Raw genomic sequence first — 23,091 nt, 5'->3', positions numbered from 1 at the left:
TTATGCCACTTTTTTAACCCGGGTGACGGTGCTTAACTGAAATTCAGGCCTCAATGAACGTGGCCTTTTTTCAGGAGGCCCGTCATGCACCTGCACCAGTTCGCCGAAACCCACGACGTCACCAACCAGCCACCGTCCCTGGACGGCACCAACCTGTACCGTATCGACTTGCCGCTGCAAGACTGGTCCCGGCGCTTCGGCGCCGGCTGGGCCGAGCAGCGCATCGACACCTATGGTGCGCTGGCGGGCGGGCCGCTGATGGAAGCCGGGTTCCTGGCCAATCAGAACAAACCGGTGTTCAACAGCCATGACCGGTTTGGCCATCGCATCGACCTGGTGGAGTTTCATCCGGCCTACCACGAACTGATGCGCACCGCCGTCGAACACGGCCTGCCGTCGTTGCCGTGGGCCCATCCGCAATCCGGCGCCCATGTGGCCCGCGCGGCGATGACCTACCTGCACAGCCAGGCCGAAGCCGGTACCGGCTGCCCGCTGACCATGACGTTCGCCTGCGTCCCGGCCCTGCGCCTGCAGCCAGACCTGGCTGAAACCTGGCTGCCGAAAATCCTCGCCACCGAATACGACCCGCGCAACGTCGGCATCGCCCACAAGGCCGGCGCCACCATCGGCATGGCCATGACCGAGAAACAGGGTGGCACCGACGTGCGCGCCAACACCACCCGCGCTTACCCGGTGGGCGCCGGCGGCCCGGGCCAGGCGTATGAGCTGGTGGGGCACAAGTGGTTCTGCTCCGCGCCGATGTGCGATGGCTTCCTCACCCTGGCCCAGACCGACAAGGGCCTGACCTGTTTCCTGCTGCCCCGGCACCGCCCGGATGACACCCGCAACGAGTTCTACATCCAGCGCCTGAAAAACAAGCTCGGCAACTGCTCCAACGCTTCCAGCGAAGTGGAGTTTCGTGGCGCGCTGGCCTGGATGATCGGTGAAGAAGGGCGCGGCGTACCGACCATCATCGAGATGGTGGCGATGACCCGCTTCGATTGCATGGTCGGCTCCAGCGCCCTGATGCGCCAGGCGCTGACCCAGGCCAGCCATCATTGCGCTCACCGCCTGGTAGGTGGCCGGGTGCTCAGCGAGCAACCGTTGATGCAGAACGTACTGGCCGACCTGGCCCTGGAAAGCGAGGCGTCCCTGGCCTTGAGCATGCGCATGGGGCGCGCGCTGGACCACCTGGATAACGAACAGGAAGCCAAATTCGCCCGGCTGGTGACGGCGGTGGGCAAGTACTGGATCTGCAAGCGCGCGCCCGCGATGATCAACGAAGCCGCCGAGTGCATGGGCGGTGCGGGGTATGTCGAGGACAGTATCCTGCCGCGCTTGTACCGTGAGGCGCCGGTCAACTCGACGTGGGAAGGTTCCGGCAATGTGCAGTGCCTGGATGTGCTGCGGGCCCTGTCCAAAGAACCGGGCGTATTGGAGGCGCTGTTTGTCGAGCTGGGGGATGGTCATGGCCACAAGCACCTGGCGCGGCATATCGAGCAGTTGAAGTCGGCGTTCATGGACACCCAGGACATCCAATACCGTGCCCGGCAATTGACCGAGGACATTGCGGTGGCGTTGCAGGCCAAGCTGCTGCTGGAGGCGGGCAATGCCAGTGTGAGTGATGGCTTTATCGCCAGCCGACTGGGCGAGTCGTCGGGCCGGGTCTATGGCACCTTGCCGCGGGGTGTGAATGTGGAAGCGATTGTCGCGCGCTCGACACCTCCTTTTTCCTGAACAAACACGGTCAAAATGTGCGAGCGGGCTTGCTCGCGAAGGCGGTGGATCAGCCAATACATGTGCTGACTGACCTAGCGCTTTCGCGAGCAAGTCGAATCGTCGCACCGCCGCTCCCACATTATTGATCGCATTCCAATTCCGGTGTTCCAGTGCGCCAGGGATACAGGCAAGATGCAGGCCTGCAAGTCAGAACACAGGATGCTTACCGTGACCGAAGCTTTTGTTGTCGTTCAAACCGCCGAAGAAGCCGTGGATCGGCTGGCGGCTCTCCATGAGCGTGCCACTGGCGCGCTCAATCAAGCCCTCAAGCGCTACCTCAAAGACCGCGTCGAACCCGACGCTGAACAACGTGCGATGTTTCGCTACCCGGAACTGCGCCTGACCTACCTGGTGCAGGGCGAAGTCCCACAGACCACCCGGGCGTATGCCAAGGTTCAGTTGCCGGGGACCTACAGCGTCACCGTCACCCATCCGTCGGCCTTCCGCAAATACCTGCTGGAGCAACTGGTGCCGTTGATGCACGACTTCACCGTGACGGTGGAAGTGGGCGTCAGCCAGCAGAACATTCCCTACCCGTACGTGGTGGAGCAGGGTGACGAACTGGCCGGTTCCGGTGTAACTGCCGCCACGCTGGCGCGGGTGTTCCCGAGTACCGACCTGTCTGCCGCCACCGATGGCATCGCCGACGGCCTGTACGACTGGGAAAACACCGACCCGCTGCCATTGGCATTGTTCGATGCCGCCCGCGTCGACTTCTCCCTGCGCCGCCTGGTGCACTACACCGGCAGCGACTGGCGCCATGTGCAGCCGTGGATTTTGCTGACCAACTACCACCGCTACGTTGACCAGTTCATCGTGCATGGCCTGGAACAGTTGCGCAGCGACCCGCGCTTTATCCGCATGGTGCTGCCGGGCAATGTGATCATCGACAAGAGCATGGACCACGGCGAAGCGTCTGCCATTGCTGCCGGCGTGGTCTGGCACCGTTATCAGATGCCGGCCTACCACTTGCAGGCGAGCGACGGCCATGGTGTGACCCTGGTGAACATCGGCGTCGGCCCGTCCAATGCCAAGAACATCACCGACCACCTCGCCGTATTGCGTCCGCATTGCTGGCTGATGATTGGTCACTGCGGCGGGCTGCGCCAATCCCAGACCATCGGTGACTACGTGCTGGCTCACGCCTACATGCGTCGCGACGGGATTCTCGACCGGGTAGTGCCGCCGAACATTCCGATCCCGGCCCTGGCCGAAGTGCAGATGGCCTTGCAGCAAGCCGCGGCCAACGTCACCGGCGAGAAAGGCGAAGAGCTGAAAAAACGCCTGCGCACCGGCACCGTGCTGACCTACGACGACCGCAACTGGGAGCTGCGCTGGGCCCAGGAACGTCCGCTGATCAACCTGTCCCGCGCCGTGGCCGTGGATATGGAAAGCGGCACCATCGCCGCCCAGGGCTACCGCCTGCGGGTGCCGTACGGCACGTTGCTGTGTGTGTCGGATAAACCGCTGCACAGCGAGATCAAGCTGCCGGGATCGGCCAACGCGTTCTATGAGCGTGCGGTCAGCCAGCACTTGAAGATCGGCATCGAGGCGGTGGATCTATTGCGCACCGAACTCAACTCGCTGCACTCGCGCAAACTGCGCAGCTTCGACGAGCCGCCGTTCCGCTAAACGGTTGGGATGGTTATTTAACGGTCAGGCCACTAGCATTGTCGGTCCTGACCGTTAGATGTTCCTTTGCCATGTCCCGTCCTGCCCGTCCTGTTTCCCGCCGCCCCGGTGTGAAAAGTCCGCAAACCTCGTCAGCCCCGCGTCGTGTCGCCAAGGCGCCACCGGCCGATCCCAAGTTGATCCTGTTCAATAAACCCTTCGATGTGCTGACCCAATTCAGCGATGAAGGCGGGCGGGCGACCCTCAAGGATTTCATCGACATCCCCGGCATTTACCCGGCCGGGCGCCTGGACCGTGACAGTGAAGGCCTGTTGCTGCTGACCAACGACGGCCAATTGCAGGCGCGCATCGCGGACCCCAAGCACAAGCTGGCGAAAACCTATTGGGTGCAGGTGGAAGGCGAACCGACCGAGGAACAGCTGCAACGCCTGCGCGACGGTGTGGAGCTCAATGACGGCATGACCCTGCCCGCCGAAGCCCGGCAACTGGACGAGCCACAACTGTGGCCACGCAACCCGCCGGTGCGGTTTCGCAAAAGCGTGCCGACCTATTGGCTGGAGTTGGTGATTCGTGAAGGGCGTAACCGCCAGGTGCGGCGCATGACGGCCGCCGTAGGCTTGCCGACGTTGCGTCTGGTGCGGGTGCGGATTGGTGACTGGTCAATCGACGGCCTGGACCAAGGCCAATGGAAAGAAGTGCCGGCGCGCTTATAAGGCGCCGGACTCGATCAGGCCGATCACCACGCTCTTGATGATGAACGCGGCAACGCCCAGGCCCAGCACGAAGAACAGGATCATCGAGCCAAAGCGCCCGGCCTTGGATTTCTTCGCCAGGTCCCAGACGATAAAGCCCATGAAAATGATCAGGATGCTGACCAGGCCGGTCATCATCCATTCTTCAAACACGGCGGGATCAATCGAGTTCATCGGGTCGTTTCCGGCTGGGGCAGGGCGCCGATTATACGCCAGGGCAATCGGCGCGACATTGACCTGCGTCGGTCTGCCGCAGACTTACCACCCTGCGGGAACACAGTCAAAATGTGGGAGCGGGCTTGCTCGCGAATGCGGTGGATCAGTCAGCACATTCGGTGCCTGGCACACCGCATTCGCGAGCAAGCCCGCTCCCACATTTGTTCCGCGCTGGTCTTAAGTGCGCAGGTGGGTCAGCGGCAGCTCGGTGCTGTTGAGCACCTGGTTCAGCACAAAGCTTGAACGCACGCTGGTGACGCCTTCGATGCGGGTCAGGTGGCCCAGCAGCAACTTCTGGTAGTGATCCATGTCTGGCACCACCACTTTCAACTGATAGTCGGCGTCCATCCCGGTCACCAGGCTGCATTCCAGCACTTGCGGCAAGGTGCGGATGGCCGCTTCGAAGTTCTCGAAACGTTCGGGGGTGTGTCGGTCCATGCCGATCAGCACGTAGGCCGTGAGACTCAGGCCGAGCATCTTGCGGTCGAGCAAGGCGACCTGGCGGGCGATGTAGCCGTCGTCTTCGAGTTGCTTGACCCGGCGTGAGCACGGCGAAGGCGACAGGCCGATGCGCTCGGCCAACTCCTGGTTGGAGATCCTCGCGTCGCGCTGCAATTCCGCCAAAATACTCAGGTCGTATCGGTCAAGTTTGCTCATGGGGCTGGCCTTTGTCGTAACTATTGCGGTGAATTATCTATCCAGGGTTAAAAATTGCGCAAGCACTGTTTATTGACGCAATCTTCGCAATCATCTGCCCGAGGCCGAGGCGTAGAGTTATCAACAGAATCACTGCCCGGACATACAGTCCACTGCAGCCCGCCAATAAGGCCGGCTGCGGCCGCCAACCCCACAGGGTTGCCCCGGCCCCCGGGCTGCACACTGTCCACAAGACGGCGTGAGGTGAGCCAACGTCAAAAGCGTTGAGCCAGGACGAAGTTCTCAAGGGGCGACCGACGGGTCGCCCCTTTTTATTGCCTGCGAAAATAGTTCTCGTGACTGATAACCTCTCGCAGAACCGGGCCCCGGTTTTCCAGTCTTACGTGTAGGCCCTAATCCGCAGTGAGGAATAGCATGAAGCGCATCTGGCGTTTGGCAGGTGTTGGTTTGCTGATGGTGAGCGTTGGTGCGCAAGTGATGGCCGACGACCCGCCACGCCAGGAAGGCGGTGGTCAGCATGAAAGAGGCCCGGAAGGGCATCCAGGCAATAATCAGCCTCGGCCGCAGAACAACCAACCGCGACCACAAAATAATCAACCGCGTCCTGAAGCCCCTCGGCCCGAGAACAATCAGCCGCGTCCGCAGAATCAGCATTTCGAAAACAATCAGCCACGGCCGCAGAACCAGAACATTGAGCGCCCGAACGGAGGTGGCCAGTGGCAAGGTCGCCCGCAACGCAATCAACAGCAACCTCCGCACCCGGCGCCGCAGCCGGCCAATAACCTGCCGATCCAGGGTCGCCCGGATACCGTGCGCCAGACCCAGGAACCGCGTCCCGGCAATTACCAGGACATCCCGCGTCGCAACGACGGCAACCAGCATTGGCAGGCCGGCAATGGCGGCCAGGGTGGCCCGGGCCGGCCCGGCTTCAACGGGGGTAACGGCGGTGGCAATAACCACCCCAACGATCACCGCTGGCCAGGCCGCCCCGACGGGCACGGCAATGGCTGGGGCCCAGGCCCGCAATACCGTCCGGGTTACATCGTCGACCGCTTCCCCGACCGCAATTACCGCGTGCCGTATCGCGGCCAGGACTACTTCTTCTCGGGTGGCTACTGGTATCGCCCACAAGGCCCGCGCTATGTCGTCGTGACGCCGCCTTACGGGATTCGCGTGCAATACCTGCCCGACTACGCCCGGGAAGTGTGGGTGGGCAGTGCGCTGTTCTTCCTCGCCGCCGGTGCCTATTACACCTACGAAGAAAGCACTCAGCAGTACGTGGTGGTCGAGCCTCCACCCGCCGCGCCAGCGCCGCAACCCGTGCCCCAGGGCAATGGTTATGACGTGGTGGCTTACCCGGCCAACGGCCAGTCACCGGCGCAGGTCCAGCAGGACGGTTACGACTGCTATCGCTGGGCGGTGCAACAAAGTGGCTTTGACCCAAGGACCGTCACCTACGCCCCCGACCCGGCCGTGGTGCAAACCTACCGCCAGGCCCAGGGCAACTGCCTGAGCAGTCGAGGCTATCAGGTGCAGTACTAGGCCTTCTCGCCCTTGACCACTTCCTGCGGGTCGGCGTGCACCAGCACTTCGGCTCGCGGGTAGGCGTTGTGGATGGCATCGGCGGCCTGGTCGCTGATGCCATGGGCCACCGACAGACTCAATTCCCCCGGTAACTCCAGGTGCAACTGCACAAACCAGTGGCTGCCGGAAATCCGCGTGCGCAAGTCATGTGCACCGAGTACACCGGGCACACTGCAGGCCAGTTCCAGCATGTGCTGGCTGACATCCGGCGGCAGTTCCTCGTCCATCAGCACCGAAAAACTTTCCCGGGCGATCTGGATGGCGCTCCACAAAATGTAGGCCGCGATGCCCAGGCCGAACCAGGCGTCCACCTGATGAAAACCAAACGCCGCCAGCACCAGCGCCACCAGGATGCTGCCGTTGAGCATCATGTCTGAGCGATAGTGCAGCGAGTCGGCGCGGATGGCGTTGGAGCCGGTTTCGCGGATCACCCGGTATTGCAGGATCAGCAGCGCCGCCGTCAACGCCAGGGACAGAACGATCACGCCAATACTCAGCCATGGCGCGCCCACAGGTTCCGGATGCTGCAAACGCTGGAACGCCTGGAAGGCGATCAACACCGCACTGCCGGCGATGAACAGCGCCTGGGCCATGCCCGACAGGGATTCCGCCTTGCCGTGGCCATAGCGGTGATCGTCATCCGCCGGGCGCAACGCGTAGTGCACGGCCAGCAAGTTGAGCAGCGAGGTAACGCCGTCGAGCAGCGAGTCGGTCAACCCGGCGAGCATGCTCACCGAGCCGCTGAGCCACCAGGCGATGGCCTTGGTCACAATCAGCACACAGGCCACGCCGACGGACGCGCGGGTGGCCAGGCGCAACAGCCGGGCGTGTTCGGGACTGGTGGTCATGGGGCGGGTCAGTCCTTAAGCGGCGGGTTGCAGGCCCAGGGTGGCGAGTTGTTGCACGCTGCCCTTGAACTGGATCATGCGCGGGTCGTCCAGCGGCAGATTGCGCCCGGTCTCTTTCTGGATGATGGTTTGCAGCTTGGCGTTGTCGACCTTGCCGTCGGCGCCGATGGCTTGCTGGAGTTTTTCCGGGGCTACCTGGGCGGTTTTGCCCGGCTCGAAGTAGATCGCGCCGGTGGCGAAGTCGACACCAAAGGCGATCAGGCCCGGGATCACGTAGAACAGCAGGCCGACCGCATCGAGCACGGCAATTGCCGGGTCGATCTTGCCGTCGATCTGGCCCCGGCGGTCGGGGTAGAAAATCGAGCCGCAGGCCGTCAACTGGCTCAGCAGGGTGACGGCCAGAACACCGCCGATGACACGGGAAGCAACACGCATGGGACTCTCCTTGAACATAATGAAAATGACTATAAGCCAGTCTACAAGGCGACGATGATCAAGTGTGGGAGCTGGCTTGCCTGCGATGGCGGTGGTTCAGTTTCAGGGGTGTTGGCTGACACACCGCTATCGCAGGCAGGCCAGCTCCCACCTTTGACCGCATTCCAGTCAGGACGGGGCCGTGTCGTTGAGACCACCACCGACACCTGGCAGTTCGCCGTTATACTCGCCGCTCTGCTTTGGAGCCAGTATGAATTCGTTGCCAATCGATGATGTTTTACCCGCCCTGCGTGACGCCCTGGCGACGCGCCATGAAGCCGTGCTCGAAGCACCGCCCGGCGCCGGTAAAACCACACGGGTGCCATTGGCGCTGTTGAATGAACCCTGGCTGGCCGGGCAAACCATCCTGATGCTCGAGCCCCGCCGCCTGGCCGCCCGTGCAGCGGCAGAAAGGCTGGCCAGCGAGTTGGGGGAAAAGGTCGGCGAAACCGTTGGCTACCGCATTCGCCTGGACAGTAAGGTCGGCCCCAACACCCGCATCGAAGTGGTCACCGAAGGCATCCTCACTCGGCGCCTGCAGGATGACCCGGCACTCGACGGCGTGGGTTTGTTGATCTTCGACGAGTTCCACGAACGCAGCCTGGACGCCGATCTGGCGCTGGCCCTTAGTCTCAATGGTCGAGACCTGTTTCGCGACGAGCAGCCACTGAAGATCCTGCTGATGTCCGCCACCCTGGAAGGCGAACGCCTGGCCGGTTTGCTGGACGACGCGCCTATCCTGCGCAGCGAAGGGCGCATGTACCCGGTGCAGATGCGCTGGGGCCGGCCATTCCAGCCCGGCGAATTTATCGAACCGCGGTTGGTGCAGACCATCCTTGAAGCCCTGCATGATGAAGCCGGCAGCGTGCTGGTGTTCCTGCCGGGGCAGGCCGAGATTCGTCGGGTTAATCAGCAATTGGCTGACGCGCTGGGCGATAACCCCGAGGTGCTGCTATGCCCGCTGCACGGCGAACTGGACCTGGCCGCCCAGCGCGCCGCCATCGACCCGGCGCCCGCCGGCAAGCGCAAAGTGGTGCTGGCCACCAACATTGCCGAGACCAGCCTGACCATCAACGGCGTGCGCGTGGTGATCGACGCCGGGTTGGCGCGGGTCCCGCGTTTCGACCCGGGCAGCGGCATGACCCGTCTCGACACCCAGCGCATCTCTCGCGCCAGCGCCACCCAGCGTGCCGGCCGGGCAGGGCGACTGGAGCCGGGGGTGTGTTATCGGTTGTGGTCCGAGGATCAGCATGAAGGGCTGGCGGCGTATTCCAGTGCGGAAATTCTCTCGGCGGATCTTTCCGGTTTGGCCCTGCAATTGGGCCGCTGGGGCGTGGCGCCTACTCAGTTGGTATGGCTCGACGTTCCGCCCACCGCGGCTTATGCACAGGCCCAGGATTTGCTCGAGCGCCTCGGGGCGTTGAGCGATACCAAGCTGACCGCCCACGGCCAGAAAATGGCCGGGTTGCCGGCGCACCCGCGAATCGCTCATTTGCTGCTGCGTGGTCAGGATCTGGGCCTGGCGAGCATGGCCTGTGACGTGGCGGCACTGTTGGGTGAGCGCGATATCCTGCGTGGTGCCGGTGCGGATTTGCACAGCCGCCTGGCCCTGTTATCCGGTGAAGAAAAGGCCCGTGGCACCCAGGGCGGTGTGCAGCGTGCCCGCCAACTGGCGCGGCAATACCGTGGCTATTTAAGAGGCAAGGCAGAGCAGCCGGTGGCTGATCCCGATCATCCGCGCTGGCTCGGCGCGTTGCTGGCGCTGGCCTACCCGGACCGCGTCGCCCAGCAACGGCGGGCGGGCGGTGCCGAATACCGCCTCGCCAACGGCCGTGCCGCGTTGTTCGCCGAAGCCGACAGCCTGATGAAGCAACCCTGGCTGGTGATTGCCGATCTGGGCAGCCGCCAGGGCCAGCGTGAAGAACGGATTTACCTCGCGGCGGATTTTGATCCGGCGTTGTTCGACTCGGTATTGGCCGAACAGGTGCGCAATGTCGACCAACTCGATTGGGACGAACGCGAGGGCGTGCTGCGGGCCGAACGCCAGCGCAAGGTCGGCGAACTGGTGCTCAGCCGCGAGCCGCTGACCGGCCTCGACGAATCCGCCCGCAGCCAGGCGCTGGTCAACCTGGTGCGGCGCAAAGGCCTGGAACTGCTGCCCTGGACCCCGGAGCTGCGCCAATGGCAGGCGCGGGTGATGCTGCTGCGTGGTCTGGATAGCGGCAAGGCCAGTGAATGGCCGGATGTCAGCGACAGCGCCTTGCTTGCCAGCCTGGAACACTGGTTGATGCCTTACCTGGGCAAGGTGTCGCGCCTGAGCCATTTCGCCAATCTGGATATTTCCAGCTTCCTGCATAACCTGCTGCCGTGGCCGTTGCCGGCGCGGTTGGACGAGCTGGCGCCGCACCATCTGAAGGTGCCGTCGGGCTCGTCGGTGCGGCTGGACTACAGCGAGCAGCCGCCGATTCTGGCGGTGCGCTTGCAGGAATTGTTCGGGCTGGCGGATACGCCGCGGATCGCCGGCGGGCGGCAGGTGGTCAAGCTGCACCTGTTGTCGCCGGCCAGACGGCCCGTGCAGGTGACGCAGGACCTGGCGAACTTCTGGCGCAGTACTTACGCCGAGGTGAAGAAGGATTTGAAGGGGCGGTATCCGAAGCATTACTGGCCGGATGATCCGTTGATTGCTGAACCGACTGCCCGGATCAAGCCGAGAAAGTAAGTACATCGCAGATCTAATGTGGGAGCTGGCTTGCCTGCGATGGCATCACCTCGGTCTGTCGGATAGACCGAGGTGTCTGCATCGCGGCCAAGCCCGGCTCCCACACAAGCCAGCTCCCACACTGTTTCGCCGCGTGGCTTACTGCGCGGCGGGCAACAGGAACCGCGCAATCACCGGCAAATGATTGGAGATACGCACCGTATCGCTCTGGCGCACCTTGCTCTCAACCTTCTTGATGCGCGAGCTGTGGAACAGGTAATCCAGCGTACGATCCGGCCCCTCTACGGTTGGGTCATTCGGGAAATACGTCAGCCACTTGTCCCGGTCAATCCCGCTGGATTGGCTGTTGCTCGGGATCATCGGGTACTTTTCCCACAGCAGGTGCAGCTCACTGTCCGGCGAGTATTGCCCGCGCTTGCCGGGGTCCAGGCGCAGGAATTGCCCGAGCGGCAGCAGGTTGAAATCCCCACCCATCAGCCATGGCGTGCCACGGCTCTCGAATTTATCCACCAGCTTGACGGTCGCCTGCACCTGTTCCAGCACGGCGTTGTGCCCGGGGGCCGCGCCGTCCAGGCGAGTATTGAGCACGGCCAACTGGCCGCCATCGCTCAACGGCAGGTAGGTCAGCAATAACGCGGGCTTGGGCTGGAACTGACGGCTGATCAGGTTGGCGCGTGCCACCGGCAATTGCAGGCGCTCGGCGTGTTCGATCTGGTAGCGGCTCATGGTCACCAGCTTGCGGCCGACGCTGCCGAAGATATGCAGGTCGGGCACGAAGTCGGCTTTCCAGTCGAAGGCCTGGGCGCTGCACGGGTAGAGGTCGGCCAGGCGCTCCTGGAGCAAGGCCAGTTGGTCCTGGTAGCTGGAAGGCTTGGCGCCTTCGTCGACTTCCTGCAACAGCAGGATGTCGGGCTGCTCGTCGCGGATCACCCGCGCCACTTCGTCGAGGCTTGAAGCCATGTCTTCAACGGTCGGGCGGTCGTCCGGGCCGCTGCCGTCCGGGGTGTCGTACCAGAACACGTAGTTCTTGCCCGCCAGGTACTGCACGTTCCAGGTCATGACCTTTAGCGCCTGCCCAGGCAGCAGGGTCGGCGCACGGGGCGCGACGCAGCGGATGGGCAGGGTTTCCTTGTCGGCAGGGCGCCAGGTCAGGCTGTAGATCAAGCCGGTCAGCAGGGCCGCGAGGATCAGCAGGCCCAGCAAGGTAATGCGCAGTAGTCGGGTCATCGGCTCGGCTTATGGCGTTGCAGGACAGGCCCGGAGCATATCACCGCGCGTCGGCGTCGCCACCAATCAACATGAACAGGCGGAACAACACCACGCTGGTGAACAGTTGCAGGAAGCTCTGTGCGCTGTCGATCAGCAGGCCCAGCAGCGGGTTCGGGTCCGGATAGACCGCCACGCTGGCGCCCTTGAGCAACCACAGCGGGGTCATCACGCACAGCAGGCACACCAGGATCCGCCAGAAATGCCCACGGGTCAGGCGCAGGCTTTCCTTCATGGCCGACAGCGCCGACATGCCCCGCAGCACCAGCAGGTATTCGGCGAAAGCCAGCACCACCATCAGCCACAGGCCGGGCAGGAAATACAGCGACAGGCCCAGCAGGATCAGCAGCGTGCTGATTGCCGTCAGCAGGGCAAAGCGCGGCCACAGGGTCAGGGCCATGGCCAGCACATCCAGGGTGCGCGGCGATTCTCCCCGGGTGCGGGCGTCGAGGAACAGGATCAGTGCGCCGGTGTACAGCGGGTACACCAGCAGCCCGATCACCACGCTGTAACCGGGAAACGCGTCTGGGCCGAGCGTGTGGTCGAGCACCTGTTGCAGCAGGGCTTCGAGGATCACCAGTGGCAGGCACAACTGCACGATGGCGCCCAGGTTGCGCTTGAAAAAGAAGAAGGAGTCGCGCAATACGTCTAACGGATTCATCAGGGTCTTCACAGGCCGAAAAGCAAGGGCGTTACTTTAACCGATCATGAGCAGATGCAAGCAAACGTAAACCTTGCGTAAAGACCATTGAAACAATCAGCAACAGCCCCATAACTGGGTTGTACCTTGCACATCGTGCGCAAGGCGAAGATTTCTACCGGCAATCTAACGAGGTCGCCATGAACAGCGAAGAACAAACCCTGATCGACGGACTGTTTTCACGGTTGCAGCAAGCCGAAACGGACTCAGCCCCCCGCGACGCCCAGGCTGAAGCGCGGATCAAGGAACACGTCACTCGCCAACCGGCCGCTGCGTACTACATGACCCAGTCGATTCTGGTGCAAGAGCACGCGATCAAGAGCCTCGATGCGCAGAACAAGCAGCAGGCCCAGCAGATCCAGGAGTTGCAGGACCAACTGCAACAGGCCAGGTCCCAGGCGGCGCAGCCTGCACCGAGCAGTGGCGGTTTCCTGTCGAGCATTTTCGGCGGCGGTTCCCGTGACCCGCAGCCGACCCAGAGCGCACCGGCGTCGTCGGGCGGTGGCTGGCGTGAACCGGCGCGTCCGTCGTTTGGCGGGCAACCTGCGCCGCAGCAGAACTACGGTGCTCCCCAGCAGAACTATCAGCAGCCACAACAGGCACCCGCAGCGCCGATTGGCAGCGGTTTCCTCGGCGGCGCCCTGAAAACCGCAGCTGGCGTGGCCGGTGGTGTGATGCTGGCAGAAGGCATCAGCAGCCTGTTCAGCCACAACTCGCAACAACCGCAAGTGGTTGAAGAGATCATCCGCGAAGAGCCGGCCCCGGCAAGCGACAACGGCAACTGGGGCAACGACGACCAGAAATATGCCGGCAACGACAGCTGGGGCAGCGATAACGCCTCCGACAGCTTCGCCGACAACGACTATTCCGACGACTCCTCCTCCTTTGGCGACGACGATTCCTTCGTCTGACCCACACTCAACCGGGGCGCTTCGTCGCCCCGGGCTGATTTTTCTCGGAAACTCCCTTGTGGCTGGCATACTGGCAACCTTTCCGGGCCCTTGAGTCCGGGGTCCATGCGCGTGTCATGAGGATTTGCGGTGAAAAAGATAGCCGTGTTCGCCGATGTACAAAACCTCTACTACACCGTGCGCCAGGCGTACGGCTGTCACTTCAACTACGCGGCGCTGTGGGCTGACATCAGCCAGCGCGGGCAGATTATCGAGGCGTATGCCTATGCCATCGACCGTGGCGACAGCAAGCAACAGCAGTTCCAGCAGATCCTGCGCAACCTGGGTTTTACCGTGAAGCTCAAGCCTTACATCCAGCGCAGCGACGGCTCGGCCAAGGGCGACTGGGACGTGGGCATCACCATCGACATCATGGACGCCGCCGCCCATGTCGACGAAGTGGTGCTGGCCTCCGGCGACGGTGATTTCGACATGCTGCTGGACCGCATCATCAGCAAGCACGGCGTCGAAGCCGTGGCCTACGGCGTGCCGGGGCTGACGGCCAACTCATTGATACGCGCCGCCAGCCGCTACGTGCCGATTGAAGGCGCGTTGCTGCTTAAATAGATTTTTGACGGAGTTGGAACAGGTTTGGAACGTATAGCGGTCATCGACTTTGAAACCACCGGCATCCAGCCGAGCAGCAGCTGCCGGGCCACGGAAATCGCCGTGGTCATCCTGGAGCAGGGCCAGATCGTGGATCGCTACCAGAGCCTGATGAACGCTGGTGTGCGTGTGCCGGGGTTTATCGAGCAACTGACCGGCATCAGCAACGCCATGCTGCGCACCGCACCGTCGGCGGAGCGGGTGATGAACGAGGTGAACGAGTTTGTCGGCACCACGCCGCTGCTGGCCCACAACGCCGCGTTTGACCAGAAGTTCTGGGATTTCGAGCTGGGGTTGATCCGGCGTACGCGTTTGCAGAAGTTTGCCTGTTCGCTATTGCTGGCGCGACGCTTGATGCCGGCGGCGCCGAACCACAAGCTGGGTACCCTGACCTCGTTTGCCCAACTGCCCCACACCGGCAAGGCCCACCGGGCGATGGCGGATGCGGAGATGGCGGCGAACCTTACCGCTCACCTGGCCGAGGAACTGCGGCGCACCCACGGGTTGCGGGAGTTGTCACACGAATTGCTGTGCAGCCTGCAGAAGGTTCCGGCGGCGAAGATCAATGATCATCTGAAGAAGCATCGCGGGTTCTAAGTCGCTTGAGCAGAACTCCATCTTCAACATGACGAAGATCCAAATGTGGGAGCGGGCTTGCTCGCGAATACGGAGTATCAGCAAACACATGCGCTGACTGACACACCGCATTCGCGAGCAAGCCCGCTCCCACATTAGTTTTGCGGTGTTATTGAGGCTGTAAGCAGTCCAGCGACCGATCCACCACCACCTTCGAATCAGTGAAGCTACTGACGTCATCGCAGGCAAGCCAGCTCCCACAGTTGAGCGAGGGTGTTTCAGGCAACTCGGTCAACTATGGCGAACGTTCCCACGCTCCGCGTGGGAATGCCGCCCTGGACGCTCTGCGTCCGCTCTTGAAGTCGTGACGCAGAGCGTCACCGGATGCGTTCCCACGCAGAGCGTGGGAACGAGCTGCAGAGCGGCGTGTTCAGTTGCCACTCTTCCCATTCCCCTCCAACTGCCCCAACGGCACCCGCCGCTCTATCGCGCTCGACAAGATGATCGAGGTCTTGCTGAACCCGAATTTCGCCACCCGATTGATCAGGTTCTCCAGCTCCGGCATCGAGCCCACCGCCGCCTGCATGATCACGCATGGATCGCCCGTCACCCGATGGCATTCAGTCAACTCGGGAATTTCCGACAGCGCGTCGTAAACCTTCTGGCTCCCATGATTGGTCAACCGCAACTCAATCACGCACTGGATCGGCAACCCCACCTTCGACAGGTCGACCTTGGCCTGATACCCGGTAATCACACCACTGGCTTCCAGTTTCGCCACTCGCTCAGCCACGGCGGGTGCGGACAGGTTCACGGTGCGCGCCAGTTGCGCGTAGGACGCGCGGCCGTCTTCCAGCAGGGCGCTGAGAAGCATACGGTCGTATTTGTCCATGATAAGGCCCCGGGAATGCATAGCTTTCGAAAGCACGGTTTATAGCCTTGATAACCATGTTTTGAAAAGTGTACTGGCGCTTTAAACAGGTTTTGTAACTTATGTTTACGGCCGGGGATTTCTAAAATAACGCTCCCTTGTCCTGCCACAGAGCTGCCCAATGCCTGGCCCACGTCGCTTTCCCTTACCGTTGATCGCCGCCTTTTTTGCGTTGTATGTGATCTGGGGGTCTACCTACCTGGTGATTCGCATTGGTGTGGAGTACTGGCCGCCGCTGTTGCTGGCGGGGATTCGCTTTATGACAGCGGGTGCGCTGATGTATGCCTTCCTGCGCTGGCGCGGGGCGCCGGCGCCGACGTGGGTGCAGTGGAAGGCCGCCGGCAAGATCGGCATTTTGCTGCTGACCTTCGGTAACGGTGCGGTCAGTGTGGCCGAACATACGGGCGTGGCTTCCGGCGTGGCCGCGTTGGCGGTGGCGACGGTGCCGTTGTTCACCTTGCTCTGTGGTTATTTCTGGGGCGCGCGCAATACCCGTCTGGAATGGGCCGGGGTGGTGCTGGGGATTATCGGTATCGCCATGCTCAATATGGGCTCCAACCTGCAATCGAGCCCCACCGGTGCGACCTTGCTGATCTTTGCGGCGGCGGCCTGGGCCTTTGGTTCGGTGTGGAGCAAGCATTTGCCGCTGCCTCAAGGCGCGATGGCCAGTGCGGCGGAGATGCTGATCGCAGGTTTCGTGCTGCTGTTGCTCAGTGCCGTCAGCGGCGAACACCTGCAAGCCATGCCGCCGCTGGAAGGCTGGCTGGCCCTGGCGTACTTGACCGTGTTCGGCTCGATCATCGCCTTCAATGCCTATATGTACCTGCTCAAGCACGTACGCCCGGCGGCGGCCACCAGCTATGCCTACGTCAACCCGGCGGTGGCGGTGTTGCTCGGGATTGTGTTTGTCGGTGAGACCATCGGCACGGAGGAAGCCCTGGCGATGTTGGTGATTATCAGCGCGGTGCTGCTGATCAGCCTGCCACAGTGGCGAAAGCCAAAACCGGAAATAAGGTAAACTGCCGCGCATTGCGACCTTGCGCTGACTTTTTCCTACGGTATTTCCATGACTTTCGCCACACTTGGCCTGATCGAACCCTTGCTGCGCGCCCTTGAGACGCTTGGCTACCAGACCCCGACGCCGGTGCAGGCGCAAGCCATTCCGGCGGTGCTGGCAGGCCGTGACCTGATGGCTGCGGCCCAGACCGGCACCGGCAAGACCGCCGGTTTCGCCGTGCCGCTGCTGCAACTGCTGACCATGGAAGGGCCGAAAGTCAGCGCCAACTCGGTGCGCGCGCTGATCCTGTGCCCGACCCGCGAACTGGCCGAGCAGGTTCATGCGAGCGTCGCCGAGTACGCCCAAAACGTGCCGCTGACCACTTACGCCGTGTACGGCGGCGTGAGCATCAACCCGCAGATGATGAAGCTGCGCAAAGGCGTTGATGTGCTGGTCGCCACCCCTGGCCGCCTGATCGACCTGTTCCGCCAGAACGCGCTGAAACTCAACCAGCTGCAAACCCTGGTGCTGGATGAAGCCGACCGCATGCTCGACCTGGGCTTCTCCGAAGAACTGGCGAACATCTACCGCATGCTGCCGAAAAAGCGCCAGACCTTGCTGTTCTCCGCAACCTTCTCCGACGAGATCCGCCAGTTGGCCGGGCAGATGCTCAACGACCCGCTGACCGTCGAAGTCAGCCCGCGCAACGTCGCCGCCAACACCGTCAAGCAATGGGTGGTGCCGGTGGACAAGAAGCGCAAGGCCGAGCTGTTTGTGCACCTGATGCGCAAGGGCCGCTGGAAGCAGGTGCTGGTGTTCGCCAAAACCCGTAACGGTGTGGACGCGCTGGTGGAAAAACTCCAGGGCCTGGGCATCAATGCCGACGGGATTCACGGCGACAAGCCACAAGCCACGCGCCAGCGTGCGCTGGATCGCTTCAAGAGCAGCGACGTGCAGATCCTGGTGGCCACCGACGTGGCGGCCCGTGGCCTGGATATCGAAGACTTGCCGCTGGTGGTCAACTTTGACCTGCCGATCGTGGCCGAGGACTACATCCACCGCATCGGCCGTACCGGTCGTGCGGGCAACACCGGTGAGGCGATTTCCCTGGTGTGCGCCGATGAAGTGAACATGCTGTCGGCCATCGAGATGCTGACCCGTCAGACGTTGACCCGGAAGATGGAGCAGGACTTCGAACCGGAGCACCGTGTGCCGGATACCGATGCCACTGGTCAGGTGGTGAAGAAGCCGAAAAAGCCGAAGAAACCCAAGGCTTCGGGCGGCGGTGGTGGCAAGCGCAACCTGGGCAAGTGGGTGGACAGCGGGGAGGCGACGCCGGTCGAGCCTTCGATCAAGCCAGTGCGTAAGGTGCCCGTGTTTAACACCGGGCCGCGGAAAAAGAAGTAGGGCTTGTTGGTTATCAAGTAAACGCATAGTGACTATCGTGAGCGGAGCAATTCCGCTCGCGTCAAGTTGTGCCTCGTCATCCTTGATGAGTTATTGCTTGTGATTTGGATATTTTTTGTAATTGTCGCCGTGTTTAAGTGCTGGAACTTAAAATGCTTCATTTCCACTGAGGTTGAGTCAGAAACTGATTTCTGAATGGCGAACTTAGATGGAGATGTAGATATGGCTGTGTTTTTAGTACCTTTTGTTTTGCCGGTCCTGGCGGCGGCGGGCATTATCGGCGGCGTTGTTGTAGACGGCGAAATCAAGAAAGGCAAGGCCGCTGACGAGAAAGCTTTCAAGCAGGTAGAGTTGCGTGTGGCCGAATTAAGGTCCCGGGTTGAAGACCATGCGGCGCGCGGCGAGTATGGGCAGGCAATCCATTCGTTCAGAGAGTTGATGTCGTTGTATGAGGCTAATTATTCGATCAGTCCTGAGATAAGGGCGCCATTGGATAAGTATCTACAGGATATGCTTTATACCAGTCAGGAAGAGGGCCAGAAACTCAGCTACGCCTTCAAGCAGGAATGGAACGATTTGAAACACGGCGATCCTTCCAGACTCTTCAGTGCGTATTCAGGTTATATAGAAAATCTGAAAATTTTACTGCCTGAAGAGGATGCTTTCCTGCAGAAGCAAGTAACAGCTTTTAAACGTGCCTATCCCGATCTAACAGCCAGTTGAGTCAGAGGTAACTTTGCTGCCGGGCGGTGATGGGGTGAGTGGGTCATGCCGGGGTGGCCGGCCTCAACCACTCAAGAACACCGCGCCCTGCCGCCTGCCCGCTGGCAAAACACCCCGTCAGCAAATACCCGCCCGTCGGCGCTTCCCAGTCCAGCATCTCGCCTGCGCAAAAAACGCCCGGCAATTGCTTGATCATCAAGCGTTCATCCAGCGCCTCAAACGGCACGCCGCCTGCGGTACTGATGGCTTCATCCATTGGCCGGGTTTTCACCAGCGTCAGCGGCAGCGCCTTGATATCCACCGCCAGCTGCGCCGGATCATTGAAGTGCTCCGCCGGTGCCAGCTCGCGCAAAAGCGCCGCCTTCACCCCATCCAATCCCAACTGACTGTGCAAATGCTTGCTCATCGAGCGTGAGCCGCGCGGCTTGCTCAGCGCTGCGATCACCTTGTCCAGTGGCTTACTCGGCAACAGGTCAATGTGCACCGTGGCCGATCCATCCCGGTTGATCGCCTCACGAATCGGTGCCGACAACGCATAGATCAGGCTGCCTTCGATGCCCGTGGCGGTGACCACACATTCCCCCAGCCGTGGCTTGTCGTCTGCCAGGCCAATGGCGACGTTTTTCAGCGGTGCCCCGGCGAATTTGCTGACCATCAACTCGCTCCAGGCCGACACCTCGAAGCCACAGTTGCTCGGTTGCAACGCCGCGTAAGGCACGCCTTTGTCTTCCAGCAACTTCAGCCACGCCCCATCCGAGCCCAAGCGCGACCAACTGCCGCCGCCCAAGGCCAGCAACACCGCATCACCGCGTACGCTTTTGTCGCCCTCGGGGCTGTGGATAAGCAGGCTGCCGTCGGCATTCCAGCCCAGCCAGCGATGGCGGGTGTGGATAACTACGCCCTGGTCGCGCAGGCGCTTGAGCCAGGCCCGCAGCAGCGGGGCGGCTTTCATGTCAGTAGGAAACACCCGGCCGGAGCTGCCGATAAAGGTTTCAATCCCCAGCCCGTGTATCCATTCGCACAACGCATCGGCACCGAACTGGCGCAGCAACGGCGCCATGCACGGCGCCCGTTCGGCATAGCGCGCCAGAAACGCCGGGTAAGGTTCGGAATGGGTGATGTTCATGCCGCCCACGCCCGCCAGCAGGAACTTGCGGCCTACCGAGGGCATGCCGTCGTACAGGTCGACCCGGATCCCGGCCTGGCTCAACACTTCGGCGGCCATCAGCCCGGCCGGGCCGCCGCCGATGATGATGACGTGAGATGCGGTTTGAGTCTGGGGCATGGGGATAACTGCGGTTCGGCAAAGTAGGCCGAGCATTCTACCCGAGGATGCTCATGCTGCCTGATCAAAAAACATACAGCCTTCTGCAGGCCAGGCGGCTTATGGCCTGCAGGGGCTTTCACTCAGGTTATCCACAGGCAGTTCCACAGCGATTGTGGGTAACGCGCATAACTCAATGACAGCCTGATGACGTCCAGACGCGCTGCGCGCTGTGGTGCAGGATCCCGTGGCGACGGGCCAGGGCAGGGCGGTCTTTGCTGTAGCCGCCGCCGATCACCCCGACCACCGGAATATCGCGGCCCAGGCAGTGCCGCATCACGCTTTCATCGCGGGCGGCGACGCCTTGGTCTGTCAGCTTGAGGTAGCCGAGGGCGTCGTCCTTGTGCACATCCACGCCGGCGTCATACAGCACCAGGTCGGGCTGATACAGCGGCAGCAGGTAGTTGAGGGCATCGTCGACCACCTTGAGGTAGTCCGCGTCGCCCATGCCCATGGGCAGCGGGATGTCCCAGTCGCTTTGCGCCTTGCGCGCGGGGAAGTTCTTTTCGCAGTGCAGGGACACGGTGATTGCATCCGGGGTGTCGTGGAGGATGCGTGCGGTGCCGTCGCCCTGGTGCACATCGCAGTCGAAGATCAGCACCCGGTTGACCCGCCCGCTGGCCAGCAGGTAATGGCTGATCACGGCCAGGTCATTGAAGATGCAGAAACCCGCCGGGTAATCGTAGTGGGCGTGGTGGGTGCCGCCGGCCAGGTGGCAGGCCAGGCCGTGCTCCAGGGCCCGCTCGGCGGCCAGCAACGAGCCGCCCACCGCGCGCACGGTGCGCCGGGCCAGGGCTTCGCTCCAAGGCAGGCCAAGGCGCCGTTGGTCTTCGCGCGACAACTCGCCGCTCATGTAGCGTTCGATATACCCAGGTTCATGGGCCAGGGCCAGAATCTCGGCGGGGCAGAGTTCCGGGCGCAGCAGTTGGCTGTCCCGTGTCAGGCCGCTCTCCACCAGGTGGTCACGCAGCAGGCGGAATTTATCCATGGGGAAGCGGTGGTCTGCCGGGAACTCGGGGCTGTAGTCGTCGTGGTAGATCAATGGCAAGGGCATGGCGATTTCTGACGGGAACCAGCGACGGATCTTAACAGCGCGTTACACTCACGCACATGGCAAGGGAGGGGGACCAATGGAGCCGATACTGCAATTGGAAAGCGCACGCCTGGTGCTGCGCCAATGGAGCGATGCCGACTTGCCGGAGTTTGCGCGCATGTGCGCCGACCCGCAGGTGATGCGGTATTTCCCGGCCACCTTGAGCCGCCTGGAAAGTGCTGCGCTGATCGGGCGTATTCGCGGCCATTTTGCCGAGTACGGTTTTGGCCTGTGGGCCTTGCAGCGCAAGGACAGCGGCGAGTTCATCGGCCTCACCGGCTTGCTGAATGTGAGCTTCGAGGCCCCGTTCACTCCGGCGGTGGAGATCGGCTGGCGCCTGGCCAGGGAACACTGGGGCCTGGGTTACGCCAGCGAAGCCGCCTGGACTGCCCTGCGCTGCGGTTTCGACCGGCTGAAGCTGGACGAAATCGTTTCGTTTACCACTGAAGCCAATCTGCCATCACAAAAAGTCATGCAGGCCATCGGTATGCATTACGATCCCCTGGCAGATTTTGAACACCCCAAGGTCGCAGCCGATGACCCCTTGCGGCATCATGTGTTGTATCGCATCACCCGCGCCCAATGGTTGGACACGCTGCACGGATAAGCAGCCCGGAATGCCCAATAGATTGCTGTAGGAGATGCTCTATGAGCCAAGTGTTGGAAGATCTGGTGGACCTGCTGACCCTGGAACCGATCGAGGAAAACCTCTTTCGCGGCCGCAGCCAGGACCTGGGCTTTCGCCAGCTGTTCGGCGGCCAGGTGCTCGGCCAGTCGCTGTCGGCGGCCAGCCAGACCGTTGAAGAGACGCGGCATGTGCATTCGTTGCACGGTTACTTCCTGCGCCCCGGCGATGCGGCGTTGCCGGTGGTGTATTCGGTTGACCGGGTGCGCGATGGCGGCAGTTTCAGCACGCGCCGGGTGACGGCGATCCAGAAGGGCAACCCGATCTTCACCTGCAGCGCTTCGTTCCAGTACGACGAAGAAGGCTTCGAGCACCAGACCACCATGCCCGTGGTGGTCGGCCCGGAGAACCTGCCGTCGGAGCTGGAGCTGACCCAGCAGCGTGCGCATCTGATTCCCGAGCACATGCGCGAAAAGCTGCTGTGCCCCAAGCCGATCGAAGTAAGGCCGGTGACCGAGAAAGACCCGTACAACCCGCAGCCGTCCGACCCGGTCAAATACGTGTGGTTTCGTGCGGACGGCGCCCTGGCCGACTCGCCGGCGCTGCACAAATACCTGCTGGCCTACGCTTCGGACTTCGGCCTGCTGACCACCTCGCTGCTGCCCCACGGCAAGACCGTGTGGCAGAAAGACATGCAAGTCGCCAGCCTCGACCACGCGCTGTGGTTCCACGCCGACCTGCGTGCCGATGACTGGTTGCTCTACGCCATGGACAGCCCATGGGCCGGCAATTCCCGTGGGTTCTCCCGGGGCAGCGTGTACAACCGCGCCGGGCAACTGGTGGCATCGGTCACCCAGGAAGGCTTGATTCGTCATCGCAAGGACTGGGCATGAGCCTCAGTGATGTGAAGCACTGGGTGTTCGACATGGATGGCACCCTGACGGTGGCCGTGCATGATTTTGCGGCGATCCGCGTGGCCCTGGATATTCCGGCGACTGACGACATTCTTACGCACCTGGCGGCGTTGCCCGCCGATGAAGCAGCGGCCAAGCATGCGTGGTTGCTTGCGCATGAGCGTGAGTTGGCGCTGGGTTCGGTGGCGGCGGAGGGGGCGGTGGAGTTGGTGCGGGAATTGGCCGGGAGGGGTTATCGCCTGGGTATCCTGACGCGCAATGCACGGGAGCTGGCCCATGTGACATTGCAGGCGATCGGCCTCGCGGACTGCTTTGCGG

23 protein-coding genes are annotated in these 23,091 nt (G+C 62.3%); 14 read left to right on the top strand and 9 right to left on the bottom strand.

Translation table 11 applies throughout. The features are described 5' to 3' along the window. Positions 1-84 precede the first annotated feature (84 nt). From HX873_RS24310 to HX873_RS24300, 3 genes are all read left to right on the top strand, one after another. Positions 85-1,737: an acyl-CoA dehydrogenase family protein gene (locus HX873_RS24310; RefSeq protein WP_087693593.1), complete on the top strand. Its 1,653-nt coding sequence runs from the start codon at positions 85-87 to the stop codon at positions 1,735-1,737. 174 nt (positions 1,738-1,911) lie between these two features. Further along, positions 1,912-3,411, top strand: coding sequence for an AMP nucleosidase (gene amn, locus HX873_RS24305; RefSeq protein ID WP_177123324.1), 1,500 nt, complete (start codon positions 1,912-1,914; stop codon positions 3,409-3,411). Between the two features lie 71 nt (positions 3,412-3,482). After that, complete coding sequence (locus HX873_RS24300) at positions 3,483-4,124, top strand: pseudouridine synthase (protein WP_256349657.1); 642 nt, start codon at positions 3,483-3,485, stop codon at positions 4,122-4,124. Here HX873_RS24300 and HX873_RS24295 read toward each other — a convergent pair. Then, the gene (locus HX873_RS24295) at positions 4,119-4,328 is read right to left on the bottom strand and encodes a DUF2788 domain-containing protein (RefSeq protein ID WP_026077819.1); all 210 of its coding nucleotides are present in this window, start codon (positions 4,326-4,328) and stop codon (positions 4,119-4,121) included. The two genes, HX873_RS24300 and HX873_RS24295, sit on opposite strands and share 6 nt — an antisense overlap. Positions 4,329-4,556: 228 nt before the next feature. Beyond that, on the bottom strand, positions 4,557-5,036 hold the full coding sequence (locus HX873_RS24290; protein WP_003194418.1) for an Lrp/AsnC family transcriptional regulator: 480 nt from the start codon (positions 5,034-5,036) through the stop codon (positions 4,557-4,559). A 414-nt stretch (positions 5,037-5,450) separates the two neighbouring features. Here HX873_RS24290 and HX873_RS24285 point away from each other — a divergent pair, with 414 nt between their 5' ends. Continuing rightward, the gene (locus HX873_RS24285; RefSeq protein WP_177123323.1) at positions 5,451-6,578 is read left to right on the top strand and encodes a DUF6515 family protein; all 1,128 of its coding nucleotides are present in this window, start codon (positions 5,451-5,453) and stop codon (positions 6,576-6,578) included. Here HX873_RS24285 and HX873_RS24280 read toward each other — a convergent pair. Together HX873_RS24280 and HX873_RS24275 are read right to left on the bottom strand one after the other, a co-directional pair. Next, positions 6,575-7,468, bottom strand: coding sequence for a cation diffusion facilitator family transporter (locus tag HX873_RS24280; RefSeq protein WP_003215490.1), 894 nt, complete (start codon positions 7,466-7,468; stop codon positions 6,575-6,577). The two genes, HX873_RS24285 and HX873_RS24280, sit on opposite strands and share 4 nt — an antisense overlap. A gap of 15 nt (positions 7,469-7,483) precedes the next feature. Next, complete coding sequence (locus tag HX873_RS24275; RefSeq protein ID WP_003215492.1) at positions 7,484-7,903, bottom strand: hypothetical protein; 420 nt, start codon at positions 7,901-7,903, stop codon at positions 7,484-7,486. A gap of 250 nt (positions 7,904-8,153) precedes the next feature. Between HX873_RS24275 and hrpB the strand changes: the two genes are divergently transcribed. Continuing rightward, entirely contained in the window at positions 8,154-10,661 is a 2,508-nt protein-coding gene (gene hrpB / locus HX873_RS24270) for an ATP-dependent helicase HrpB (protein WP_177123322.1), read from the top strand. A gap of 138 nt (positions 10,662-10,799) precedes the next feature. On the opposite strand, the gene HX873_RS24265 is transcribed toward hrpB, so the two are convergent. After that, entirely contained in the window at positions 10,800-11,888 is a 1,089-nt protein-coding gene (locus HX873_RS24265) for an endonuclease/exonuclease/phosphatase family protein (RefSeq protein WP_177123321.1), read from the bottom strand. A 40-nt stretch (positions 11,889-11,928) separates the two neighbouring features. After that, positions 11,929-12,588 (bottom strand): YciC family protein, encoded by a 660-nt coding sequence (locus tag HX873_RS24260; protein WP_003215498.1) that lies wholly within the window; start codon positions 12,586-12,588, stop codon positions 11,929-11,931. Between the two features lie 179 nt (positions 12,589-12,767). Here HX873_RS24260 and HX873_RS24255 point away from each other — a divergent pair, with 179 nt between their 5' ends. From HX873_RS24255 to HX873_RS24245, 3 genes are all read left to right on the top strand, one after another. Next, entirely contained in the window at positions 12,768-13,538 is a 771-nt protein-coding gene (locus tag HX873_RS24255) for a DUF2076 domain-containing protein (RefSeq protein ID WP_008436594.1), read from the top strand. A gap of 129 nt (positions 13,539-13,667) precedes the next feature. Then, positions 13,668-14,144, top strand: a complete 477-nt coding sequence (locus tag HX873_RS24250) for an NYN domain-containing protein (protein ID WP_177123320.1) — start codon at positions 13,668-13,670, stop codon at positions 14,142-14,144. 24 nt (positions 14,145-14,168) lie between these two features. Next, positions 14,169-14,780 carry a PolC-type DNA polymerase III gene (locus HX873_RS24245; RefSeq protein ID WP_003215504.1) on the top strand — a complete coding sequence of 204 codons (612 nt, stop codon included), beginning with the start codon at positions 14,169-14,171 and terminating at the stop codon, positions 14,778-14,780. A gap of 409 nt (positions 14,781-15,189) precedes the next feature. On the opposite strand, the gene HX873_RS24240 is transcribed toward HX873_RS24245, so the two are convergent. Next, positions 15,190-15,651 carry an Lrp/AsnC family transcriptional regulator gene (locus HX873_RS24240; RefSeq protein WP_003215506.1) on the bottom strand — a complete coding sequence of 154 codons (462 nt, stop codon included), beginning with the start codon at positions 15,649-15,651 and terminating at the stop codon, positions 15,190-15,192. A gap of 160 nt (positions 15,652-15,811) precedes the next feature. Between HX873_RS24240 and yedA the strand changes: the two genes are divergently transcribed. The 3 genes from yedA (at position 15,812) to HX873_RS24225 (ending at position 18,817) form a co-directional block, all read left to right on the top strand. Next, on the top strand, positions 15,812-16,708 hold the full coding sequence (gene yedA, locus HX873_RS24235; protein WP_177123319.1) for a drug/metabolite exporter YedA: 897 nt from the start codon (positions 15,812-15,814) through the stop codon (positions 16,706-16,708). Positions 16,709-16,756: 48 nt separating this feature from the next. Further along, positions 16,757-18,094: a DEAD/DEAH box helicase gene (locus HX873_RS24230; RefSeq protein WP_003215511.1), complete on the top strand. Its 1,338-nt coding sequence runs from the start codon at positions 16,757-16,759 to the stop codon at positions 18,092-18,094. Between the two features lie 195 nt (positions 18,095-18,289). Beyond that, complete coding sequence (locus tag HX873_RS24225) at positions 18,290-18,817, top strand: hypothetical protein (protein ID WP_256349656.1); 528 nt, start codon at positions 18,290-18,292, stop codon at positions 18,815-18,817. Positions 18,818-18,860: 43 nt separating this feature from the next. Here HX873_RS24225 and HX873_RS24220 read toward each other — a convergent pair whose 3' ends face one another. Together HX873_RS24220 and HX873_RS24215 are read right to left on the bottom strand one after the other, a co-directional pair. After that, complete coding sequence (locus tag HX873_RS24220) at positions 18,861-20,102, bottom strand: TIGR03862 family flavoprotein (protein ID WP_177123318.1); 1,242 nt, start codon at positions 20,100-20,102, stop codon at positions 18,861-18,863. A gap of 172 nt (positions 20,103-20,274) precedes the next feature. Beyond that, positions 20,275-21,195, bottom strand: a complete 921-nt coding sequence (locus tag HX873_RS24215; protein WP_177123317.1) for a histone deacetylase — start codon at positions 21,193-21,195, stop codon at positions 20,275-20,277. Between the two features lie 76 nt (positions 21,196-21,271). Here HX873_RS24215 and HX873_RS24210 point away from each other — a divergent pair, with 76 nt between their 5' ends. From HX873_RS24210 to HX873_RS24200, 3 genes are all read left to right on the top strand, one after another. After that, a complete protein-coding gene (locus HX873_RS24210) occupies positions 21,272-21,841 on the top strand; it encodes a GNAT family N-acetyltransferase (RefSeq protein ID WP_003215518.1) in 570 nt (189 codons plus the stop codon). A 41-nt stretch (positions 21,842-21,882) separates the two neighbouring features. Further along, positions 21,883-22,752, top strand: a complete 870-nt coding sequence (tesB, locus tag HX873_RS24205) for an acyl-CoA thioesterase II (protein ID WP_010174840.1) — start codon at positions 21,883-21,885, stop codon at positions 22,750-22,752. Next, a partial coding sequence (locus HX873_RS24200) for an HAD family hydrolase (protein ID WP_177123316.1) occupies positions 22,749-23,091 on the top strand: 343 nt, incomplete at its 3' end. The genes tesB and HX873_RS24200, both read left to right, overlap by 4 nt.

This window comes from Pseudomonas sp. P7758, assembly GCF_013386485.1.
In the GTDB taxonomy this organism is placed as follows: domain Bacteria; phylum Pseudomonadota; class Gammaproteobacteria; order Pseudomonadales; family Pseudomonadaceae; genus Aquipseudomonas.
Note: the sequence above shows the minus strand (reverse complement) of the source record. Positions and strands in the feature narration are given on the sequence as shown.